Origin of the sequence: Streptomyces sp. SP18BB07, from assembly GCF_036322545.1 — a bacterium.
Lineage (GTDB): Bacteria > Actinomycetota > Actinomycetes > Streptomycetales > Streptomycetaceae > Streptomyces > Streptomyces deccanensis.
Genome location: NZ_JAQYWT010000342.1, coordinates 16,989 through 37,729, shown reverse-complemented (window position 1 = coordinate 37,729; position 20,741 = coordinate 16,989). Strand labels below are relative to the sequence as shown.

General features: G+C 70.8%; 15 protein-coding genes. 5 read left to right on the top strand and 10 right to left on the bottom strand.

What is annotated here, in order from left to right; all coding sequences use genetic code 11:
• Positions 1-343: 343 nt before the first annotated feature.
• Together PUR53_RS31250 and PUR53_RS31245 are read left to right on the top strand one after the other, a co-directional pair.
• Complete coding sequence (locus PUR53_RS31250; protein WP_329899795.1) at positions 344-2,869, top strand: ATP-dependent Clp protease ATP-binding subunit; 2,526 nt, start codon at positions 344-346, stop codon at positions 2,867-2,869.
• A gap of 479 nt (positions 2,870-3,348) precedes the next feature.
• Positions 3,349-3,951: a M23 family metallopeptidase gene (locus tag PUR53_RS31245; protein WP_329899796.1), complete on the top strand. Its 603-nt coding sequence runs from the start codon at positions 3,349-3,351 to the stop codon at positions 3,949-3,951.
• A 27-nt stretch (positions 3,952-3,978) separates the two neighbouring features.
• On the opposite strand, the gene PUR53_RS31240 is transcribed toward PUR53_RS31245, so the two are convergent.
• Positions 3,979-4,599: a TetR/AcrR family transcriptional regulator gene (locus tag PUR53_RS31240; protein WP_329899797.1), complete on the bottom strand. Its 621-nt coding sequence runs from the start codon at positions 4,597-4,599 to the stop codon at positions 3,979-3,981.
• A 166-nt stretch (positions 4,600-4,765) separates the two neighbouring features.
• Here PUR53_RS31240 and PUR53_RS31235 point away from each other — a divergent pair, with 166 nt between their 5' ends.
• Positions 4,766-6,385, top strand: a complete 1,620-nt coding sequence (locus PUR53_RS31235; RefSeq protein ID WP_329910409.1) for an MDR family MFS transporter — start codon at positions 4,766-4,768, stop codon at positions 6,383-6,385.
• 418 nt (positions 6,386-6,803) lie between these two features.
• Here the strand turns inward: PUR53_RS31235 and cseC are convergent, their stop codons facing one another.
• The 6 genes from cseC to PUR53_RS31205 form a co-directional block, all read right to left on the bottom strand.
• The gene (gene cseC / locus PUR53_RS31230; protein ID WP_329899799.1) at positions 6,804-8,240 is read right to left on the bottom strand and encodes a two-component system sensor histidine kinase CseC; all 1,437 of its coding nucleotides are present in this window, start codon (positions 8,238-8,240) and stop codon (positions 6,804-6,806) included.
• 17 nt (positions 8,241-8,257) lie between these two features.
• On the bottom strand, positions 8,258-8,974 hold the full coding sequence (gene cseB / locus PUR53_RS31225; protein ID WP_239756486.1) for a two-component system response regulator CseB: 717 nt from the start codon (positions 8,972-8,974) through the stop codon (positions 8,258-8,260).
• A 65-nt stretch (positions 8,975-9,039) separates the two neighbouring features.
• A complete protein-coding gene (locus PUR53_RS31220; RefSeq protein WP_329899801.1) occupies positions 9,040-9,723 on the bottom strand; it encodes a hypothetical protein in 684 nt (227 codons plus the stop codon).
• Entirely contained in the window at positions 9,711-10,262 is a 552-nt protein-coding gene (locus tag PUR53_RS31215; RefSeq protein ID WP_220647183.1) for a SigE family RNA polymerase sigma factor, read from the bottom strand. Before PUR53_RS31215 ends, PUR53_RS31220 begins: the two co-directional genes overlap by 13 nt.
• 287 nt (positions 10,263-10,549) lie before the next feature.
• Positions 10,550-11,524, bottom strand: a complete 975-nt coding sequence (locus PUR53_RS31210) for an A/G-specific adenine glycosylase (RefSeq protein ID WP_329899802.1) — start codon at positions 11,522-11,524, stop codon at positions 10,550-10,552.
• A 540-nt stretch (positions 11,525-12,064) separates the two neighbouring features.
• Positions 12,065-13,165, bottom strand: coding sequence for an LLM class flavin-dependent oxidoreductase (locus PUR53_RS31205; RefSeq protein WP_329899803.1), 1,101 nt, complete (start codon positions 13,163-13,165; stop codon positions 12,065-12,067).
• Between the two features lie 321 nt (positions 13,166-13,486).
• Between PUR53_RS31205 and PUR53_RS31200 the strand changes: the two genes are divergently transcribed.
• Positions 13,487-14,332, top strand: a complete 846-nt coding sequence (locus PUR53_RS31200) for a hypothetical protein (protein ID WP_329899804.1) — start codon at positions 13,487-13,489, stop codon at positions 14,330-14,332.
• Positions 14,333-14,539: 207 nt separating this feature from the next.
• Here the strand turns inward: PUR53_RS31200 and disA are convergent, their stop codons facing one another.
• The 3 genes from disA to PUR53_RS31185 form a co-directional block, all read right to left on the bottom strand.
• Positions 14,540-15,664 carry a DNA integrity scanning diadenylate cyclase DisA gene (gene disA, locus PUR53_RS31195; protein ID WP_239756495.1) on the bottom strand — a complete coding sequence of 375 codons (1,125 nt, stop codon included), beginning with the start codon at positions 15,662-15,664 and terminating at the stop codon, positions 14,540-14,542.
• Between the two features lie 82 nt (positions 15,665-15,746).
• The gene (radA, locus tag PUR53_RS31190; protein WP_329910408.1) at positions 15,747-17,156 is read right to left on the bottom strand and encodes a DNA repair protein RadA; all 1,410 of its coding nucleotides are present in this window, start codon (positions 17,154-17,156) and stop codon (positions 15,747-15,749) included.
• 237 nt (positions 17,157-17,393) lie between these two features.
• Entirely contained in the window at positions 17,394-18,788 is a 1,395-nt protein-coding gene (locus PUR53_RS31185) for an alpha/beta hydrolase (RefSeq protein WP_329910407.1), read from the bottom strand.
• Positions 18,789-19,034: 246 nt separating this feature from the next.
• Here PUR53_RS31185 and PUR53_RS31180 point away from each other — a divergent pair, with 246 nt between their 5' ends.
• Positions 19,035-20,735, top strand: coding sequence for a BACON domain-containing protein (locus PUR53_RS31180; protein WP_329910406.1), 1,701 nt, complete (start codon positions 19,035-19,037; stop codon positions 20,733-20,735).
• Positions 20,736-20,741 lie beyond the last annotated feature (6 nt).

Genomic DNA, 20,741 nt, shown 5'->3' with positions numbered 1-20,741 from the left:
TGTGCGGTGACGCAAGGATGTTCGCCCTTAGCGGAGGGAACCGGTGCATCCGGCATGGAGTGTCAGTGCCTACGGGTAAGACATCCCTAGTGGGAGGGGGCGACACGCAGGAAAGGCCGTCTCACGTTCGCCATCGGCGTACTGATGGTGGGGGTAACTGCCTGGCCTGCGGGAACATCGTCTCGCACCATCGGGTTGGAGCAGATGTCGGCGTTCGGGGTCAGGAGGCCAAGGACGGTGTCGGCAGTTGGAATGAGCGGTCCCCGCTTGCGGGACTAAGCTGCGGAAGGACAGCGAGGGGAGCGTCCCCTCACTGCCTGACCGCTCTGAGGAGCGATTAACGATGTTCGAGAGGTTCACCGACCGCGCGCGGCGGGTTGTCGTCCTGGCTCAGGAAGAAGCCCGGATGCTCAACCACAACTACATCGGCACCGAGCACATCCTCCTGGGCCTGATCCACGAGGGTGAGGGTGTCGCCGCTAAGGCCCTGGAGAGCCTCGGGATTTCGCTCGAGGCGGTCCGCCAGCAGGTGGAGGAGATCATCGGGCAGGGGCAGCAGGCTCCGTCCGGCCACATCCCCTTCACCCCCCGTGCCAAGAAGGTCCTGGAGCTGTCGCTCCGCGAGGCCCTTCAGCTGGGCCACAACTACATCGGCACGGAGCACATCCTGCTCGGCCTGATCCGCGAGGGCGAGGGCGTCGCCGCCCAGGTCCTGGTCAAGCTGGGCGCAGATCTCAACCGGGTGCGGCAGCAGGTCATCCAGCTGCTCTCCGGTTACCAGGGCAAGGAGACCGCCACCGCCGGCGGCCCCGCCGAGGGCACCCCCTCCACGTCCCTGGTCCTCGACCAGTTCGGCCGGAACCTCACCCAGGCCGCTCGTGAGTCCAAGCTCGACCCGGTCATCGGGCGCGAGAAGGAGATCGAGCGGGTCATGCAGGTGCTGTCCCGCCGTACCAAGAACAACCCGGTCCTGATCGGTGAGCCCGGCGTCGGCAAGACCGCCGTCGTCGAGGGCCTCGCCCAGGCCATCGTCAAGGGCGAGGTGCCCGAGACCCTCAAGGACAAGCACCTCTACACCCTCGACCTCGGCGCGCTGGTCGCCGGCTCCCGCTACCGCGGTGACTTCGAGGAGCGCCTGAAGAAGGTGCTCAAGGAGATCCGCACCCGCGGCGACATCATCCTGTTCATCGACGAGCTGCACACGCTGGTCGGTGCGGGTGCCGCCGAGGGCGCCATCGACGCCGCTTCGATCCTGAAGCCGATGCTGGCCCGCGGTGAGCTGCAGACCATCGGCGCCACCACGCTGGACGAGTACCGCAAGCACCTGGAGAAGGACGCGGCCCTGGAGCGCCGCTTCCAGCCCATCCAGGTCGCCGAGCCCTCGCTCCCGCACACCATCGAGATCCTCAAGGGCCTCCGTGACCGGTACGAGGCGCACCACCGCGTCTCGATCACGGACGAGGCCCTGGTGCAGGCGGCGACGCTCGCCGACCGGTACATCTCGGACCGCTTCCTGCCGGACAAGGCGATCGACCTGATCGACGAGGCCGGTTCCCGGATGCGCATCCGCCGGATGACCGCGCCGCCGGACCTCCGCGAGTTCGACGAGAAGATCGCCGGTGTCCGCCGGGACAAGGAGTCCGCGATCGACTCGCAGGACTTCGAGAAGGCCGCCTCCCTGCGCGACAAGGAGAAGCAGCTTCTCGCCGCGAAGGCCAAGCGGGAGAAGGAGTGGAAGGCCGGCGACATGGACGTCGTCGCCGAGGTCGACGGCGAGCTGATCGCCGAGGTCCTCGCGACCGCCACCGGCATCCCGGTCTTCAAGCTGACCGAGGAGGAGTCCTCGCGTCTGCTGCGCATGGAGGACGAGCTCCACAAGCGGGTCATCGGCCAGGTCGACGCCGTCAAGGCGCTGTCGAAGGCGATCCGCCGTACGCGTGCCGGTCTGAAGGACCCCAAGCGTCCCGGTGGTTCGTTCATCTTCGCGGGCCCGTCCGGTGTCGGTAAGACCGAGCTGTCGAAGGCTCTGGCGGAGTTCCTCTTCGGTGACGAGGACGCGCTGATCTCCCTCGACATGTCGGAGTTCAGTGAGAAGCACACGGTCTCGCGTCTCTTCGGTTCGCCTCCCGGCTACGTGGGCTACGAAGAGGGCGGCCAGCTGACCGAGAAGGTCCGCCGCAAGCCGTTCTCCGTCGTCCTCTTCGACGAGGTCGAGAAGGCCCACCCGGACATCTTCAACTCGCTGCTGCAGATCCTGGAGGACGGTCGTCTGACCGACTCTCAGGGCCGGGTCGTGGACTTCAAGAACACGGTCATCATCATGACGACCAACCTCGGCACCCGGGACATCTCCAAGGGCTTCAACCTGGGCTTCGCGGCCTCGGGCGACAAGAAGACCAACTACGAGCGCATGAAGAACAAGGTCTCGGACGAGCTCAAGCAGCACTTCCGGCCCGAGTTCCTCAACCGTGTCGACGACGTCGTCGTCTTCCCGCAGCTCACGCAGGACGACATCCTCGCGATCGTCGACCTGATGATCGGCAAGGTCGACGAGCGCCTGAAGGACCGGGACATGGGCATCGAGCTCTCCCAGTCCGCCAAGGAGCTGCTGTCGAAGAAGGGTTACGACCCCGTGCTGGGCGCCCGGCCGCTGCGCCGGACCATCCAGCGCGAGATCGAGGACACCCTCTCCGAGAAGATCCTCTTCGGCGAGCTGCGCCCCGGCCACATCGTGGTCGTGGACACCGAGGGCGAGGGCGAGACCCAGACCTTCACCTTCCGAGGTGAGGAGAAGGCGGCCCTGCCGGACGTCCCGCCGATCGAGCAGGCGGCCGGCGGTGCCGGGCCGAACCTGAGCAAGGACGCGTAACCGCTGCGCTCGGCCTGAGCGAGCAGAGAAGGGGCTGCCCCGGGACTTCGGTCCCGGGGCAGCCCCTTTGTCGTCCCCGTTGGTTCTTTGTCGTCCGGGAAATGAGTGATGCGGACCTCGTAGTCGGCGTCACATTCACGCGTTCTTTCCAGCCGGTCCCGGTGACGTGCCGCACAGGTTATTTGTCCGGTACTAGGTGGAATAGTCGCAGACGGTTGGCGGGCAAAACGGACATTAGTGCCTTGCGGTAAGGGATTCGGGTCGTGCTGTGCAGGTGAGGGGTGATTTGGGGGCGGGTGTCAATGAGAGGGGGGATTTCTGTAGATCTACGACGTTCGGTCGTAGGTCACACGTTTGGGGTGTTTCGGGGGGTCGGGGTAGCAATGTGTCGTCCCGTTCGGCGGCCGCAGATGTGCGCCGGGTGGGACTCGTGTCCGTCGAGGCACGTTCCCTGTCTCCGTTCCCCCGAGAGGTACTCCATGTCGCAGCGTGTTCGCACTCCCCGTCCCCGTACGTCCCAGCTCCGTGTCCGCGCCGCCGTGATGGCCGTGGGCGTGGGTGTCTCGGGAGTGCTGGGCGCCGGGGTCGCGGCCGCCGCCGGTGGTGCTCAGGCCGCGGGCGCCGGCACCGCCACCGTCCAGACCGCCGCCGCCAAGAAGGCCGCCTCCTGGGTCAGCCCCGTCAAGGGCTACAAGCTGAGCGCGCGGTTCGCGCAGGCCGGCAACATGTGGTCCGCCAAGCACAGTGGCCAGGACTTCGCCGTCAAGAGCGGTACGGCCGTCGCCGCGGCGCACGGCGGCACCGTCGTGAAGGCCGGCGGCAACGGCGCCGGTGACGGCCCGGCGTACGGCAACGCCGTCGTCATCAAGCACGGCAACGGCACGTTCTCGCAGTACGCCCACCTGGCCAAGGTGCACGTGAAGGCCGGGCAGGTCGTCAAGACCGGGCAGCGCATAGCCCTCTCCGGCAACACCGGTAACTCCAGCGGGCCGCACCTGCACTTCGAGATCCGTACGACCGCGAACTACGGCTCCGCCATCGACCCGGTCGCCTTCCTGCGCGCCAAGGGCGTCAGCGTCTGACCCGCGGGTGCCCGGCGGTGAGGGCCCTCACGGGTTCTGGGTGCCGGCGTGGGCCTGCGTCACCAGATCGATCGCGACCTCCAGGACGGCCTCGCGCTTCTCCTCGGGGTCGCCTTCGACGTCCCGGAGGACGAACATGCCGGCGTGCATGGTGAACAGGGCGCTCGTGCAGCGGACCTGGTCGGTCAGGGCGGCGTCCGGCTCCTTGATGGTGTCGATCAGCCGGATCATGCGGTCCTTGAACGTCTCGCCGACGCTCAGCTCACGCACCGTGGCCTGGTTCTCCTGCATGAAGCGGAAGAGGGGGGCGACATCGGCCAGGGCCACGCTGTAGCGGCGCAGGATCTCCCGCTTGGTGTCGAGGGTGCGCGGCTGGGTTCCCGCCCACTCGATCAGTTCGTCGATCGGGCGCTGCAGGTCCTGGAAGAGGCTGATGAGGATGTCTTCCTTGGTCTTGAAGTGGTAGTACAGCGCCGCCTTCGTCACGTCGAGGCGTTCGGCGATCTCCCGCAGCGAGGTCTTCTCGTAGCCCTGCTCGGCGAAGAGTTCGAGGGCGACGTCCTGGATGCGCTGACGGGTGTCGCCGCGACGCTGCCGCTTCGGGGCCGCGTTCGCCGCGCCCGGCGCGCCCTCTGTCGTGCCGCTCATCCTCGTACTCCTCGCCGCTCGGATGGCCCGGGTCGGTCAAGCCTCGGCCAAGCTCGTTGAACTTACTTGACGCCCGGCTAGTTAGGGGCCTAGCTTCCCTAAGTGTAGACAACTAGCCGGTCGGCAAGTAAGTGCTCGGGAGCTCCGGGGGGAGTGGAGGACCGCAATGGATGCGGAGAAGAACAACGAAGTGAGCGGTGGGGCCGAGACGGACGGACCGCAGCCGCGCAGTGTGCGGGTGGTGCTGCTCGCGCTCATGATCGCCATGCTGCTCGCGATGCTCGACAACATGATCATCGGGACCGCGATGCCGACGATCGTGGGTGAGCTGGGCGGGCTCGAACATCTGTCGTGGGTCGTCACCGCGTACACGCTCGCGACCGCCGCCTCCACGCCCATCTGGGGCAAGCTCGGCGACCTCTACGGCCGCAAGCAGGTCTTCATGACCTCGATCGTGATCTTCCTGATCGGATCGGCGCTGAGTGGGATGGCCCAGGACATGGGTCAGCTCATCGGATTCCGCGCGGTGCAGGGTCTCGGCGCCGGCGGACTGATGGTCGGTGTCATGGCGATCATCGGTGACCTGATACCGCCGCGGGAGCGCGGCAAGTACCAGGGCATGATGGCCGGTGTCATGGCCCTCGCCATGATCGCCGGACCGCTGGTGGGCGGGTCCATCACCGACCACTGGGGCTGGCGCTGGTCCTTCTACATCAACCTGCCGCTCGGGGTCGTGGCGCTGATCGCCGTCAGTGCCGTACTGCACCTGCCGAAGCCGTCGCGTGAGGGGCGGTCGGCGCGGAACATCGACTATCTGGGCGCGGCGCTGCTCACCGTCGGGATCACGGCGATCGTGCTGGTCACGACGTGGGGCGGGACGGAGTACGCCTGGGGGTCGGCCGTCATCACGGAGTTGATCGCGCTCGGCGTGGCCTCGCTGGTCGGGTTCGTGTTCGTGCAGAAGCGGGTGGCAGAGCCTGTGATCCCGCTGCACATCTTCCGCAGCCGGAACTTCACGCTGATGTCCGTGATCGGGTTCTTCACCGGGTTCGTGATGTTCGGCGCGGTGCTGTTCCTGCCGTTGTACCAGCAGTCCGTGCAGGGCGCGTCCGCGACGAACTCCGGGCTGTTGCTGCTGCCGATGCTGGGGGCGATGCTCGCGGTGTCGATGGTGGCCGGGCGGGTGACCACGAACAGCGGCCGCTACAAGGTCTTCCCGGTCGTCGGGAGCGTCCTGATGATCGTGGGGCTGTTCCTGCTGGCGCAGATGGACACGGGGACGAGCCGGGTGACGTCCGGGGTGTTCATGGCCGTGCTGGGTGCCGGTATGGGATGTCTGATGCAGATCACCATGCTGGTCGCGCAGAACAGTGTCGAGATGAAGGACATGGGCGTCGCGTCCTCGACCACCACGCTCGCCCGGACGCTCGGGTCGTCCTTCGGGGTCGCGATCATGGGTGCGTTGTTCAACAGCCGGGTGCAGGACGTGATGGCTGAGCGGGCTGGGGCGCTGGGGTCCAAGGTGACCGAGCAGTCCGCGCAGTTGGACGCGCCGAGTATGGCGAAGCTGCCGGAGGCGGTGCGGGAGGCGTACCAGTACGCGGTGTCCTCCGGGACGCACTCGGCGTTTCTGTTGGGGGCGGTGGTGTCTGTGGTGGCGTTGGTGGCTGCGGTGTTTGTGAAGGAGGTGCCGTTGCGGGGGGCCGGGGGGTCTTCTTCTGCGGATGACTCCGGTGAGGGTGGGGCGACTGGGGCGGCCGGGGTGAAGGAGGCGGCGGCGGTCTGATGGGGCGGTGGGCCCCCTGAGTTCGCGTGGAGTGCGTGGTGAGTGGTGCGTCGCGTTCGAGCTCGGGGGGTTCGGTGTGTTGGCGGGTGCGGCTCCGGTGGGGCTTCTCGCGCAGTTCCCCGCGCCCCTGAAAAGCAGGGGCTGCGCCCCGTGCTTTTCAGGCCCGCAGGGCCTGGTCTTTTAGGGGCGCGGGGAACTGCGCGAGAAGCCCCACCGGGCCCGCAGCCGAGAAACATCCGCAACCGTCCCAAGGAGCTCCGGCCCGCGGCTCAGAAACATCCGCAACCCGCCGAGAATCCCCACCGAACCCCGCCGAGAACGCCCCACCGAACCCCGCCGAGAACGCCCCACCGAACCCCCGGCGAGGAAGCCCCACCGGGCCGTCGGTCGGAGGTGCGGTTCAGGCCGCCCGTCAGGGCTACGTGTCGGTCGTCATCGGGAGCATCGGGTAGCTCCCCGTGTTCGTCGGGGCGTGTTCCGGGAGCCAGAGGACGGCGACCGCGCCCTCCGCAGGGACCGTGTTCGGAGAACCCGGCGGGCGGACGTTGCGGAAGGTGAGGCGGGCGCCGAGGACGCGGGCCTGGCCGGCGGCGATGGTGAGGCCGAGGCCGTGCCCTTGACCCGCCCGGTCGGACGCACCGGTGCGGAAGCGGCGGGGCCCGTCGGCGAGGAGCTCCTCCGGGAAGCCGGGACCATGGTCGCGGACCCGGATGACGCGCCCCTCGACGGACACCTCGATCGGCGGCCTGCCGTGCTTCGCCGCGTTGGCCAGCAGGTTCAGCAGGACCCGTTCGAGACGGCGGGGGTCGGTCGTCACCTCTGACTCGTGCACCACCCGCACCCGCACGTCCGCGTTCTTCGCCGCCACCCGCCGGGCCACGAACTCACCCAGCATGATGTCCTGCAACTCGGCCCGCTCGGAGGCCCCGTCCAGGCGGGCCACCTCCAGCACGTCCTCGACGAGCGTGCGCATCGCCTGCGCCCGGTCCCGGACCAGTTCGGAGGGGCGGCCCGGAGGCAGCAGTTCCGCGGCCGTCAGCAGCCCGGTCACCGGCGTACGCAGCTCGTGGGCGATGTCCGCCGTCACCCGGCGCTCCGCCTCGATGCGCTGCCGCAAGGTGTCGGCCATGGCGTCCACGGCCCGCGCCAGCTCCGCGGTCTCGTCGCGTACGACACCGCCGATCGCGTCCTGCACCCGTACGTCCGACTCGCCCCTGGCCACCTCATGCGCGGCGGCCGCCGCCTTGCGCAGTCGGCGGGACATCTGGCCGCCGATGAGGACGCCGAGGGCCGAGCCGCCGAAGACGACCGCGATCGAGCCGATGAGCAGGGCCTGGTCGAGGTCCCGCATCACCGCCGAGCTGTGGTCGGTGAAATCGGTGTGCAGGGACAGGACCCGCTTGTCCTTGAGCGGGACCGCCGCCCAGATGTCGGGCACCCCGTTCTCGCCCTCGGACACGTACGTGGCCCGACGCCCCTCGCTGACCTTGGCCAGCAGGTCCTTCGGGATGTCGGGGTCGTCGAGCTTCACCCCGAAGGCGCCCGACTTCAGCGGGCGCCCCGACTCGTACATGCGCTGGGCGACCTGGATGCGCTCGTCGGCGAGGTCGCGTGAGTTGTCGAGCATCGAGACGCGCGCCGCGTTGTGCACGACCAGGCTCAACGCGACCGCCACCAGCGCGCCGACCAGGGCGATCGCCGCGCTCAACTGCCAGCGCAACCCGGTCCGGATGCCCGAGGCCGGCCCTGGGGCGGGCCTGGTGGCCGGCCCCGAAGCGGGCCCCGCGCCGGACGGGCGGTCGGGGGCGCGGGTCGCCTCCGGCGCCGGCCCTCTTCGTATCCCCCTCAGCTCCATGTCGGTCCCGTCCCCGCTCAGGCCTTGAGCTTGTAGCCGAAGCCGCGGACCGTCTCGATCCGGTCCTGGCCGATCTTCGCGCGCAGCCGCTGGACATGGACGTCGACGACCCGGGTGTCACCGCCCCAGCCGTAGTCCCACACGCGTTCGAGCAGCTTGTCGCGGGAGAGAACCGTGCCCGGGGCGGAGGAGAACTCCAGCAGCAGTCGCATCTCGGTCGGTGTCAGGGCCACCGGCTCCCCGGACTTCCGTACCTCCATGCCCACGGTGTCGATCACCAGTTCACCGAGTTCACCGAAGGTGAGCACCCCGCCGGTGCCCGCGGCGCCGGCCTCTTCCGCCTTGGCGTCACCGCCGCTCGCGTGTCCGAAGCGGCGCAGCACCGCGCGGATCCGGGCGACCAGGACGGCACCGTCGAACGGCTTGGTCACGTAGTCGTCGGCGCCCGCCTCCAGGCCCAGCACCACGTCGATGGAGTCGGCGCGCGCGGAGAGCATGATCACCGGGACGGTCGACTCGTCACGGATGCGGCGACACAGGGAGACTCCGTCCAGGCCCGGGACCATCACGTCGAGGAGGGCGATGTCGGGCCGGTCCGCACGGAACGCCTCCAGCCCCGACAGCCCGTCGGGCATGGCCGTGACCGCGAAGCCGTCCCGCTCCAGGGCGAGCTGCGTGGCCTCGCGGATGACGTCGTCGTCCTCGACGAACAGGACATGGGTCTGCTCTGCCATCCGGTGATCTCGCTCGCTCTCGGTAGAAGGGGGTCGCCGGTGTCGTGACGGCGGGCGGGCCCGGCTCAGCCCTGCTCGGGGGTCGCCGACTCCGTGCCGCCCACCGCGGTGCTGTATTCGGTGCGCGTGCTGGAGCGCTGGACGAAGTCGTCCTTGATCCAGCGGTAGGTGGTCACTTCCTCGCTGGACGGATACGAGGACGGGTCGCCATTCTCGTACAGCTGCCGGGTGACCAGAAGGTCGCCCCGGTCGATCTCCGCGTAGACGGGGGGCTGTTCGGACAGGAAGACGCTCCGGTACGTCCCCTTCTCCGCGCGATACACGTACGACGCCACACCGACGGCGTCCGTACACGTCATCACATTGACCACGAGGTCGTCGGACGAACCCCCGGTCAGGTCCCCGTACGTCACGTCCACCGGGTACTCGTCGGCCACGCACGGCTTCAGGTCGCTCTTGACCGCCTTGCTGACCTCCGGGTCCGCGCGGACCATGCGGACGACCTCGCCGACGCTCGGGTGGTCGCCGCCGCCGTCGGCGCCGGCCGAACCGGAGGCGGAGGGGGTGGCCGCGCCTGCCGCGAGCGAGTCGCTGTCGGCCGGTCCCTCGTCGCGGGCGCCGGTGCCGCCCGTGCCGCAGGCGGACACGGAAAGGGCGAGGGCGGCGAGCACGGCCACCGCCGTGATCACCGCCTTCGTGGCCCGCCTGACCCCCGGAGGGGGGCCGGCCGCTGTGCTCAGGCCGCGCAACGCTCCTGCTCCTCGCTCGCTTCGAGCGCACGGGCGGCGCGCTCTTCGTGGTCCCGCGACTCCAGCTCCTCGCGGAGCCGGGCCAGGGCACGGTGCAGCGTGCTCTTGACCGTGCCGGCCGACATGCCGAGGGCGGCGGCCGTCTCCTCCGTGGACATCTGCTCCCAGTGTCGCAGCACCACGACACTGCGCTGCTTGGGTGCCAGGACCTTCATGATGTCCATCAGGAGGGCGCGGTCCGCGTGCTGCTCGGTGGAGTCGTCGATGCAGGCGTCCGGCAGCTGCTCGGTCGGGACCTCCTCCAGCTTGCGGGCCCGCCACCACTCCGTCCGCGTGTTGATCATGACCCGGCGCAGATAGGCGTCCGCGAGGCGCTTGTCTGCGATGCCGTCCCAGCGGCCGTACGTCCGCGCCAGCGCCGTCTGCAGCAGATCCTGCGCGTCCACCGGGTCCGGCACGAGCCGGCGGGCGCTGCGCAGGAGCGCGTCCTGCCGGGTACGGACGTACTCCTCGAATTCGAGCACCTCGCCGTGCGCCATGATCAACCGCCTCCGTTCCCCGTTTCCGACGTCCGCGCTGTGGCGCGGCGCCGGTTTCCCGCCGCTTCGTGTGGTGGTGCGATCCGCAAGTGATCCGCTGGTTCGTTTCGCGGGTTCCTGCGGTACGCCAATGAAGCTACGGAGGGGTTGTCACGGGGACGTCCGAGGCAGCCTGCGGAGAACGCTCGGCTGTCCGTCGGTTGTGTAACAGAAGTAGGAACGGGGTAAAGCGGGGTGGGTTTTGGGGCGGGGATGGGCCGGTTTACCCCGTCGGCAATGCATCGGGCTCAGGTGAGGGGGAGGCGATAGAGGCCGCCCGGGAGGGGTTCCACCAGTCCGTCGGAGACCAGGCCGTCGAGGGCGCGGGCCCGCTGCACCGGTTCGTCCCATACCCGGTCCAGGACCGCCTGCGGCACCGGCGCGATCGCGTCCCGCAGGACGGCGAGAAGCTTGCCCCGGACCTGGCGGTCGGTACCGGCGTACGTCTGACCGCGCCGCGCCGGCCCCTCGTGCGCGGGCTTCCCGGCCAGCTGCCAGGCGCACTGTCCGGCGATCGGACAGCGCCCGCACGTCTCGTTCTTCGCCGTGCACACCAGTGCGCCCAGCTCCATCGACGCGGCCGCCCACCGGGACGCCGTGTCGTCGTCCTCGGGCAGTAGGGCGCGGGCGAGCTTCCGCTCGGCGGCCGTGGTCGCGTTCGGCGGGTACTGCGTGCCGCTCACCGCGCGGGCGAAGACCCGCCGCACGTTCGTGTCGAGCACGGCGTGCCGCTGGCCGTACGCGAAGGACGCGACCGCGGCGGCCGTGTACTCGCCGATTCCGGGCAGCGCGAGCAGTTGGGCGTGATCGCGGGGTACGTCTCCGCCGTGCCGTTCCGTTATGGCGACCGCCGCGCCGTGGAGCCGTAGGGCGCGGCGGGGGTAACCGAGTCGGCCCCATGCGCGCACCGCCTCGCCGGGGGGTTCCTTCGCGAGGTCCGCCGGGCGGGGCCAGCGGGCCAACCACTGCTCGTAGACGGGCAGTACGCGGTTGACCGGGGTCTGCTGGAGCATGAACTCGCTGACCATCACGCCCCAGGGGCCGGCCTCCGGCCGCCGCCAGGGCAGATCACGGGCGTGCGTCTCGAACCAGGCGATCACTGGGGTGTGGAGGGTGGTGGGCGCCGCCGGGGTGGGGGTGGCTGTGGGGGCGCCTGTGGGGGTGGAGGTGGGGGTGGGGATTGCGTCGGCAGGGCTGCTCTGGGGTTTCGTGGGTGCAGTCATGGCACGGTCGATCCTGCCATGCGGGGTGTGGTGGGGGCGGGTTCTGGCGGGGGTGTCTGGGGTCGGGTGTCTGGGGTCGGTTGCCCGGGTGCGGGTGGGTGGGGCTTCTCGCGCAGTTCCCCGCGCCCCTGAAAACCAGGGGCTGCGCCCCGTGCTTTTCAGGCCCGCCTGCCGTCCCTCAGCCCGGTCGTCGACTCTCACCCCGCTGCCGCTGCCGCTGCCGCTGCCGCTCACCCCGCCTGCCGTCTTCAGGCCGGCCGTCGGCTTTCACCCCGGCCATCGTCTTTTGCCCGGCCGTCGTCTCGCCCCCCCCGCCTGCCGTTTCACCCCGCCAGCCGTCTTCAGACCGGCCGCCATTATTCAGACCGGCCGCTGCCTGTCGCCCCCGGCCTCGTCTTTCAGCCCGTCGCGCTGTCTCCGTTCCGGCTCGTCCGCTTCGGCTGTAGCTCTGTGAGCCATGTGGGGGGCGGTCGACAGGTATCTGGCCGCCGGCAGGGCTGTAGCCGCCGACGCTCCTCGCCCCCCGTTCTCTCGCGGGTGTCAGGCGGTGGGGTTCCAGCCCAGGGTTGGGCCCAGTTTTGTCGCGATGTCCGTCAGGATCTGGACGTAGTCGTCGTGGTCGAAGGTGAACGGCAGTGCGAAGGCCACCTCGTCGATCTCGCGGAACGCGACGTGCGCCCGCAGTCGCTCGGCGATCTCCGCGGACGTGCCCACCAGGTCCGGCGCGAACAGAAGCCGTCCCGCCCCCTGCGGCGCGGTGGTCCGGGGCAACCGCTTCGCCGCGTACGCCTCGTACTTGGCGCGCTGCTCCGGGCTTGCCGAGTCGGTGGGGATGACGACGAGACCCTGTGAGACCCGGGCCCGCTCGCGGTCGGGATGGTGCGCCCGGAACTCCCGGATGTGCGAGCGCTGGATCTCGGCGAAGTCGATCGCCCCGGAGGCGGCCACCCCCGACCCCGGCTCCTCCGCTCCCTCCAGCGGCTCCTCCACCTTCACCACGCTGCTGGTCAGGAAGTTCATCCCGTTCTCCCCGGCCCACCGCGCCGACCGAACGCTGCCGCCGCCGTACCACATCCGCGCGCCCAGCCCGGGGGAGTGTGGCTGGACCCGGTCGGAGAAGACTTCGAACCCCTCGGTGCCGCTGAAGTCCGTGACCGCCTCGCCGCGTACGCAGCCCAGCAGCCGCCGGACCCGCTCGAAGCCGAAGTCCTCCGCGTCGGCGGTGTCCGGGTAGAGCGCCCCCTTGACGGTGTCGTAGTGCATCGGCGGTCCGACGCTGATCCCCGGGTTGAGCCGGCCGCCGGACAGGAGGTCCACCGTGGCCAGGTCCTCGGCCAGCCGTAGCGGGTTCTCCCAGCCCAACGGGATGACCGCGGTGCCCAGTTCGATACGGGACGTGCGCTGCGAGGCGGCTGCCAGCACCGCGACGGGGGAGGAGATGCCGTACTGCAGATGACGGTGGCGCAGCCACGCGCTGTCGAAGCCGAGCCGCTCGCCCAGTTCGATGATCTCCAGCGTCGACTCATGGCCCCGGCGCGGGTCGGCCTCGTCGAACAGCCCGATGGTCAGGAACCCCAGCTTCCGCAACGGCCTCGCCGCCGGTGCGCTGACGCCGTTCTCCACGGTCTCGGATCCGGCCATCGTCTTCTCCAAGTCCTGCGGTGCGCTTCGGTGGTGGGGACGATTGTGGCAGGTGGGTCTCGGGAGCTGCCGAGTGGACTCGGTGCCGGCGGTGAGTGTGTTCCGTGAACGGGCGTGCGGAACCGGGGAGTTGCTGCCGATCGCGTGACCTGGATTCGGTTACGCAACGTGCTTGTGCGGGCTCTGTCATCACACACCGCGATCATGGGGCGCCCAGTCGGGGCGATCACGGGAACGACCGGGATGATGATCCGGAAAAGTTGAGGTTTCGGGCGGCGGGTGGGGCCAGCGAAGTGCCGGATCTCTCGTACAGTTTGCGCCGTGGGATCTCTGCGCAATCCGATCGGGCCGCTTCCCTCCACCATCTACTGGCGACGGAGGGCCGTTCTGCTGACCGTCGTCGGTCTGCTCGCGATCCTCGTCGTGTGGGTCGTCACCGGCGGTGGCGGAGACGGTGACAACAACGCGGGTGGGCCCGACGGAAAGAATCCCGTGACCTCGATCACTCCCGGGCCGTCCAGTTCCGGTCCCGCGATCAGTGACGCGCCGGGCGGACGTGACGAGTCGGGGGACGAGTCGGGGTCCGGGGGCGACAGTTCGGGCTCCGGGGCGGGTGACGGTTCCGGGTCCGGGTCCGGCTCTGGGGCGGGTTCCGGTGGTGGGGACACGACTGCTGGGGGCGGTGCGGCAGGTGGGGGCACGTCCGACGACGGTGGCAAGAACGGCAGCAGCTCAGGGGAACAGGTTCCGGCGGGGTCCAGCCTGCCCAACTGCACTGCTGGGGCCGTGAAGTTGACCGTGCGCAGTGTGCGTAACGCCTACGAACCCGGGGTGAACCCCACGTTCGAACTCATCGCCCGCAACTCCTCCGGTGGGGACTGCAAGCTCGATCTCGGGCCGGACAACACGGTGGTGACGATCACCCCTGCTGATGCCGACGACGCGTTCTGGGCGTCCGACGACTGTCATGAGACGGCGGGGAGCCTGATGTTCAAGGTGCCGGCCGGGGATCGGGTCACCTACACCGTGGAGTGGAACCGGGACCCCAGCGCCCCCAACTGTGCGACGCCGTCGCCTGGTTCGGCGACCGCCGGGACGTATCTCGTCGAGGCGAAGGCTCCGGGGCTGGCCACGGCTCGGACGTCCTTCGTGCTGGAGAAGGACTGACGGGCGGGTTCGATTTCGGGTTCCGGCTCGGATTCGGGTTCCGCCGGGAATCTCGCCCCCGCCGCCCCTACCCGTCCCATCCCTGAGGGCTGCGCCCCCAGGCCCCCCTGTCGGCCTTCGGCCTCGTCCTCAAACGCCGGACGGGCTGGGTGAGCTGGGGAGCCGGGACGGGCTGGGCGTGCTCGGCCGGGTGTGCTCCGGGGGCGGTTAGACGTAGCGTTCCAGGATTGAGGACTCTGCCAGGCGGGACAGGCCCTCGCGGACGCTGCGGGCGCGGGCCTCGCCCACGCCGTCGACCGTCTGGAGGTCGTCGACGCTGGCGGCGAGGAGCTTCTGGAGGCCGCCGAAGTGTTCGACCAGGCGGTCGATGATGGCGCCGGGGAGGCGGGGGACCTTGGCGAGCAAGCGGTACCCGCGCGGGGAGACCGCCGAGTCCATGCCCTCCGGGGAGCCGGTGTAGCCGAGGGCGCGGGCGACCGTGGGGAGTTCGAGGAGCTCCGCGTGGGCGAGGGCGTCGAGTTCGCGGAGGGCCTCGTCGACCGTGCGGGAGCGCTTCGCGGTGGGCTCGGGGACGTAGTCCCTGACCACCAGTTCGCGCTCCGGCTCGACGCCCGCGATCAGTTCGTCGAGCTGGAGGGCCAGAAGGCGGCCGTCCGTGCCCAGTTCGACCACGTATTCGGCGATTTCGGTGGCGATGCGGCGGACCATCTCGAGGCGCTGGGCGACCGCCGAGACGTCCCGGACCGTCACCAGGTCCTCGATCTCCAGCGCGGAGAGAGTGCCCGCCACCTCGTCCAGGCGGAGCTTGTAGCGCTCCAGGGTCGCGAGGGCCTGGTTCGCGCGGGACAGGATCGCGGCCGAGTCCTCCAGGACACGGCGCTGGCCGTCGACGTAGAGGGCGATGAGGCGCATCGACTGGGAGACCGAGACGACGGGGAACCCCACCTGTTTGCTCACGCGGTCCGCCGTGCGGTGCCGGGTGCCGGTCTCCTCCGTGGGGATCGTCGGGTCGGGGACCAGCTGGACGCCCGCCCGGAGGATCTTGGAGAGGTCCGAGGACAGCACGATGCCGCCGTCGAGCTTGCACAGCTCACGCAGGCGCGTCGCCGTGAACTCGACATCCAGGACGAAACCACCCGTGCACATCGGCTCGACGGTCTTGTCGAAGCCCAGCACGATGAGTCCGCCCGTGTTGCCACGGAGGATCCGTTCAAGCCCGTCGCGCAGCGCCGTGCCTGGGGCCACGGCGCTCAGTGAGGCGCGCATCAGGCCATCGGCACCGGAGCTCCCACCGGACTTTCCGGGAGCTGCTGCCCGGTCGTTGGCTGCCACTGCACTCCTCCGGTCGCAGGTTGCTGGGGTGCTCCCGTTTCGCACACGTGGTTCGTACGGACGGGCGAGACCTGGGCAAAGTCTACCGGCGGTCCTCCTCGTCCCGTGGGGCCTCTCGCCGACGGGATCGGGGCAGTACCCGGAGCGCGTCCCCCATGTCGGCCACTTCCAGGACCTTCATGCCGGGCGGAACCTTGCCGGGATCGGACGGAACGAGCGCGTGCGTGAAGCCGAGACGGTGTGCTTCGGAGAGCCGGCGCTGGACGCCCGTGACTCGTCTGACCTCGCCCGCCAGTCCCACTTCGCCGATGGCGACGAGGTTCTTGGGCAGGGGGGTGTCGGTGGCCGCCGACGCCAGGGCCAGGGCGATCGCGAGGTCCGCTGCGGGTTCGGAGAGTTTCACGCCGCCGACCGTCGCGGAGTAGATGTCCCGCTTGCCGAGGGCGCTGATCCGGCCGCGCTGTTCCAGGACCGCGAGCATCATCGAGACCCGGGAGGTCTCCAGGCCGGAGGTCGTACGGCGGGGGGAGGGGAGCTGCGAGTCGACTGTGAGCGACTGCACTTCCGCGACCAGGGGGCGGCGGCCCTCCAGGGTGACCGTCAGGCAGGTGCCGGGGACGGGTTCGTCGCGGCGGGTGAGGAAGAGGCCGCTGGGGTCGGTCAGGCCGGTGATGCCCTCGTCGTGCAGTTCGAAGCAGCCGACCTCGTCCGTGGCGCCGTAGCGGTTCTTGACGCCGCGGACCAGGCGGAGGCGGGCGTGGCGGTCGCCCTCGAAGTGCAGCACCACGTCGACGAGGTGCTCCAGGAGGCGGGGGCCCGCGATGGCGCCGTCCTTGGTGACGTGGCCCACGAGCAGCGTCGACATGCCGCGTTCCTTGGAGGCGCGGATCAGGGCGCCGGCGACCTCGCGGACCTGGGCCATACCGCCGGGGGCGCCGTCGATCTCCGGGGAGGCGACCGTCTGGACCGAGTCGAGGATCAGGAGGGACGGCTTGACCGCGTCCAAGTGGCCGAGGACGGCGGCGAGGTCCGTCTCGGCGGCGAGGTAGAGGTGGTCGTGGAGGGCTTTGATGCGGTCGGCGCGCAGGCGGACCTGGCTGGCGGACTCCTCGCCCGTGACGTAGAGGGTGGGGTGTTCGGCGCTCGCGGACTTGGCGGCGGCGTCGAGGAGGAGGGTGGACTTGCCCACGCCGGGCTCGCCCGCGAGGAGGACCACGGCGCCGGGGACCAGGCCGCCGCCCAGGACCCGGTCCAACTCGGGGACGCCGGTGGAGCGGGCGGTGGCCTGGCGGCCGTCCACCTGGGCGATGGGGACGGCGGAGGTGGTGACGCGGCCGGGGGCCGTCGTGCGGACGGCCGGGGTGCCGTACTCCTCGACCGTGCCCCAGGCCTGGCATTCGGGGCAGCGGCCCAGCCACTTGGCCGTCTGCCAGCCGCATTCCGTGCAGCGGTATGCCGGGCGGTCCTTCGCGGTCTTCGTACGGGCAGCCATGGACGAACCGTAACGGAGGGCACTGACAGTCTGCGGTGGGCGGGTGAACGGGGTGGGTGTGGGGGCGGGTGGTGGGTCGGGGCCGTGGGGGGGGGGGGGGGGCCGCGGCGGGGGGCCGCCGGGGGGGCGGCCGGGGGGGGGGCGGGGGGCCCGCCCCCGCCCGGGGCGGGGGTGGGCGCCGGCCACACCCCCCCCGCCACGGCCCCTTCCGTGCGTACTCGGCCTCCCGATGGGCTCCTACGGGCGGCGACCTATGGTCAGTTCGGCCGGGTGGTACGGGATGTAGGCCGCGCCGTCCAGGTCGAGGGCCGTGGCGGCGGACTGGAGGGCGGCCGGGGTGGCCGAGGTGCCCCAGCGGCCGGTGTCCAGGCGGGACTCCAGGGCGTGCAGGGCGGCTACCGTCTCGGCGGTGGTGAAGGCGCAGTGGCCCTGGCGTTCGACGTAGGCCTGGCGGAGCTGCGCGGCGTCGCCGGAGGCGCGGACCCGGGTGGCGAAGCGGGACTCCTGTTCCACGGGGACGAGGTCGTCGGCGGTGGTGTGGATGTTGAGGAGGGGGACGGCGAGGCCCTGGCCGGCGGAGGACGTGCGTCGGCCCTCGGCGACGGCGTTCGGGTCGGCGGTGATGGTGGCGTTGTTCGTCAGGTCGCGCAGATCCGCCCGCAGGTCGAGGCCGGCCTTCTTGTAGAGGGCCTTGACCAGGGGTGCGTGCTGGGAACTCGCGAGCACGCGCGCGTAGTCGACGCCCTTGTTCCCGGAGTTGTTGCCGCCCAGGGCCTTCTCGACGTGGAAGCGGGCGGGCTCGACGCGGTTGAGGACGCCCTGGGCCAGCCACGCGTACTGCTGGGCCTGCTGTTCGTCCCGGTCGCCGGCGGCGGGGCGCTCCTTTCCGGGTGCCCAGGTGGGCAGGTTGAGGTAGGCGGCCGCGAGGGCGATCCGCGCCCGGCCCTCCGGGGTCTTCTGAGCCGCGACCACGGCGTCGGTGAGCTGGCGGCCGGTGGCGGCGCCCTCGGTCTCGGAGGCGAAGTCCACCAGCTTCACGGGGGTGTCGGGGAGCAGGAGCCGGGCGATCGTGTACTCGGCGTCGAGCTGGTAGGTGTGCAGGTCGTTGGCTCCGGCCACGAGACCGCACAGGCCCAGGGCGCCGTCGATCCCGCCCGCGCCCGAGCGGGCGAGCCGGGCGTTGACCAGTCCGCCCATGGACTGGCCGATGGAGAGCGTGCGGACGGGTTCGCCGATCCTCTCGGTGACCGCCGCGACGGTGGCGACCTGGTCGCGCTCCGCGCTCTCCAGGGCCCAGAGGGTCTCGCTCACGTCGTAGGAGGAGCCGGTGAGGGCGTAGCCCTCTTCGAGGAGGCGGAGGCGGACGGCCTCGCGGGGGGCGTTCTGCGGTGTCGTCGCGCCGAAGCCGTGGCTGAAGACGATCAGGGTGCCGTTCCAGTTCTCCGGGACATCCGCTATCCAGGCGGCGCCGTCGGGGAGGGTGCCGGTGAGGCGCTCGACGGCGGGCGCGGCGGCCGCGGGGGTGGCGGTCGAGACGGAGGCGCCGGTCAGCGAGAGGACGACGGTCGCGGCCAGGGCGGTGAGGGCGCGCTTGGTGGCGCGGCGGGTGGAGCGGGGGGTGCGTACGGCCATGGGGGTGGGGCTCCTGTCGACGCGGAGGAGGGGTGGTGCTCGTCGTACTTGGGAGTAACTCGTACGCCAAGGAATGTAGGGCTACTTTCTGGTGGTGGTCAAGAAAGTGCACAACATTCGGCCATGGTTCCCGCGCGCCGCGGAATACGGGATTCCTGTCCCCTTATGAGGGATCGTTTCACCCGTACGGAGTAAATGTGCTCAAGGGGCGAGAAGGTGCTGGTTCCGGGCGCCTACCGTCCATGAATGATGAGCATCAGTCCGGAGACCTCGACCCGCACCACCGGCGCGCACCGGGCGTACCGCGAGGCGCGCGATCGAGCGGCGGCGCACGCGGTGGCGCAGCGCCCGTTGGCGCGCTACGAGCCGTACCTGGACGGCCTGTTCACCTACTGCATGTCCGTGCTGTGCGACCGCGACGCTGCCACCGCGGCCCTCGCCGATGTGCTCGCGCTCGCCGAGCGGCGCCGAGGGCCGGACACCGCCGACGACCGCCGCGCCTGGCTGTACGCACTGGCCCGCTGGGCCTGTCTGCGCAAACTCGCCGAGACCAAGCAGAAGCGGGCCCACACCGAGAAGGCGCGCGTCGAGAAGGCGCGCGCCGGCAAGAACGCCGTCAGGGGTGTTGTCCTCTCCGAGGACGAGGAGCGGCAGCGGCGGCGTGAACTGGCGCTGCTCGCCTGGCCGGAGGCCGCCGGCACCACGCCCGAGCAGCGCGAGGCACTGGAGTTGGCCGTACGGCATCAGCTCACCGCCCATGAGGTCGCCGCCGTGCTGGGCATGGACCGCACCGCCGCGCGGGAACTGCTCGCCTCCGCCGCCTGCGAGGTGGAGCGCACCCGGGCCGCCCTCGCCGTCGTCGAGACCGGCGCCTGTCCGAGCGTCGCCCGGCTGACCGGTGACCACCAGCTCGTCCTGAGCGCCACCCTGCGCCGCGAGCTCGTCCGGCACGTCGACGACTGCCCCGTCTGCCGTCGCGCCGCCGAGCGCGCCGTCCCCGGCCGCTGGCCCGGCACCACCGTCACGCCCGACGCGCTGCCGGTGCTCGCAGCGCCGCGCGCCGCCCTGGGGCCCGCGATGGCCCACCTCACGCGCGCGCGTGGCGGCGCCCCGCGCTTCGACCGGCGCGGCTTCCCCATGGACCCGAGGGACCGCGCGGCCCGCCGGGAGCGGCTTCGCGCGCGGGCCGTGACCACCACCGTCGTCGCCACCGTCGTCGCCGCGCCCGTCTTCGCCCTCTGGGCCGCCTACCGGGGCGCCCCCCTCATCGGTGAGGGCGACGACGGCCGTTCGGTCAGCGCGGGCGAGGAGCAGGGCGACGGCGACGGCACCGTCGGCGACGGCGGCGGAGACGCCTACGAGAACGCCGGCAACGCCCGGACCAGGCCCGACGCCCGCCACCGCCGAGGGAAACACGCCGCGGACGACGTGTCCGTGGAGGTCACCCAGGGCAAGGGGCGGGGCGCGCTCTCCGTCACCGCCGCGAACGACGGGGACACCACCCTCATCACCCTTCGGGCGAGCGGAGACTCGTCCGTCCGCTGGTCCGCCCGCACCGGCGCCGACTGGCTCTACCTCAGTCAGTCCTCGGGCACCCTGAAACCCGGCGAGTCCCTGACGATCAAGGTGTACGTCGACCAGCTGAGCGAGCCCTCCGGGTACTGGACCGCGCGGGTCACACTGGCTCCGTCGGACGCCGTGGTGACGATCGAGGGCTACGGTCCGGTGCCGACGCCACCGGTCGACTCCCGGCCGACCCCAACCGCCCCGGACCCGGGCCCGCCGCGGCCCACCGCCCCACCACCCACCCCCGACCCGGACCCCACCCCCACCGGCCCGACCCAGCCGGACCCCACCCCGACCCCCACCGCCCCGGCCCCCACGGACCCGGGCGACCCCACGCCACCCCCGGGCGACGGAGGCGGCGACCCCCCACCGGCGTCATAGACGGGC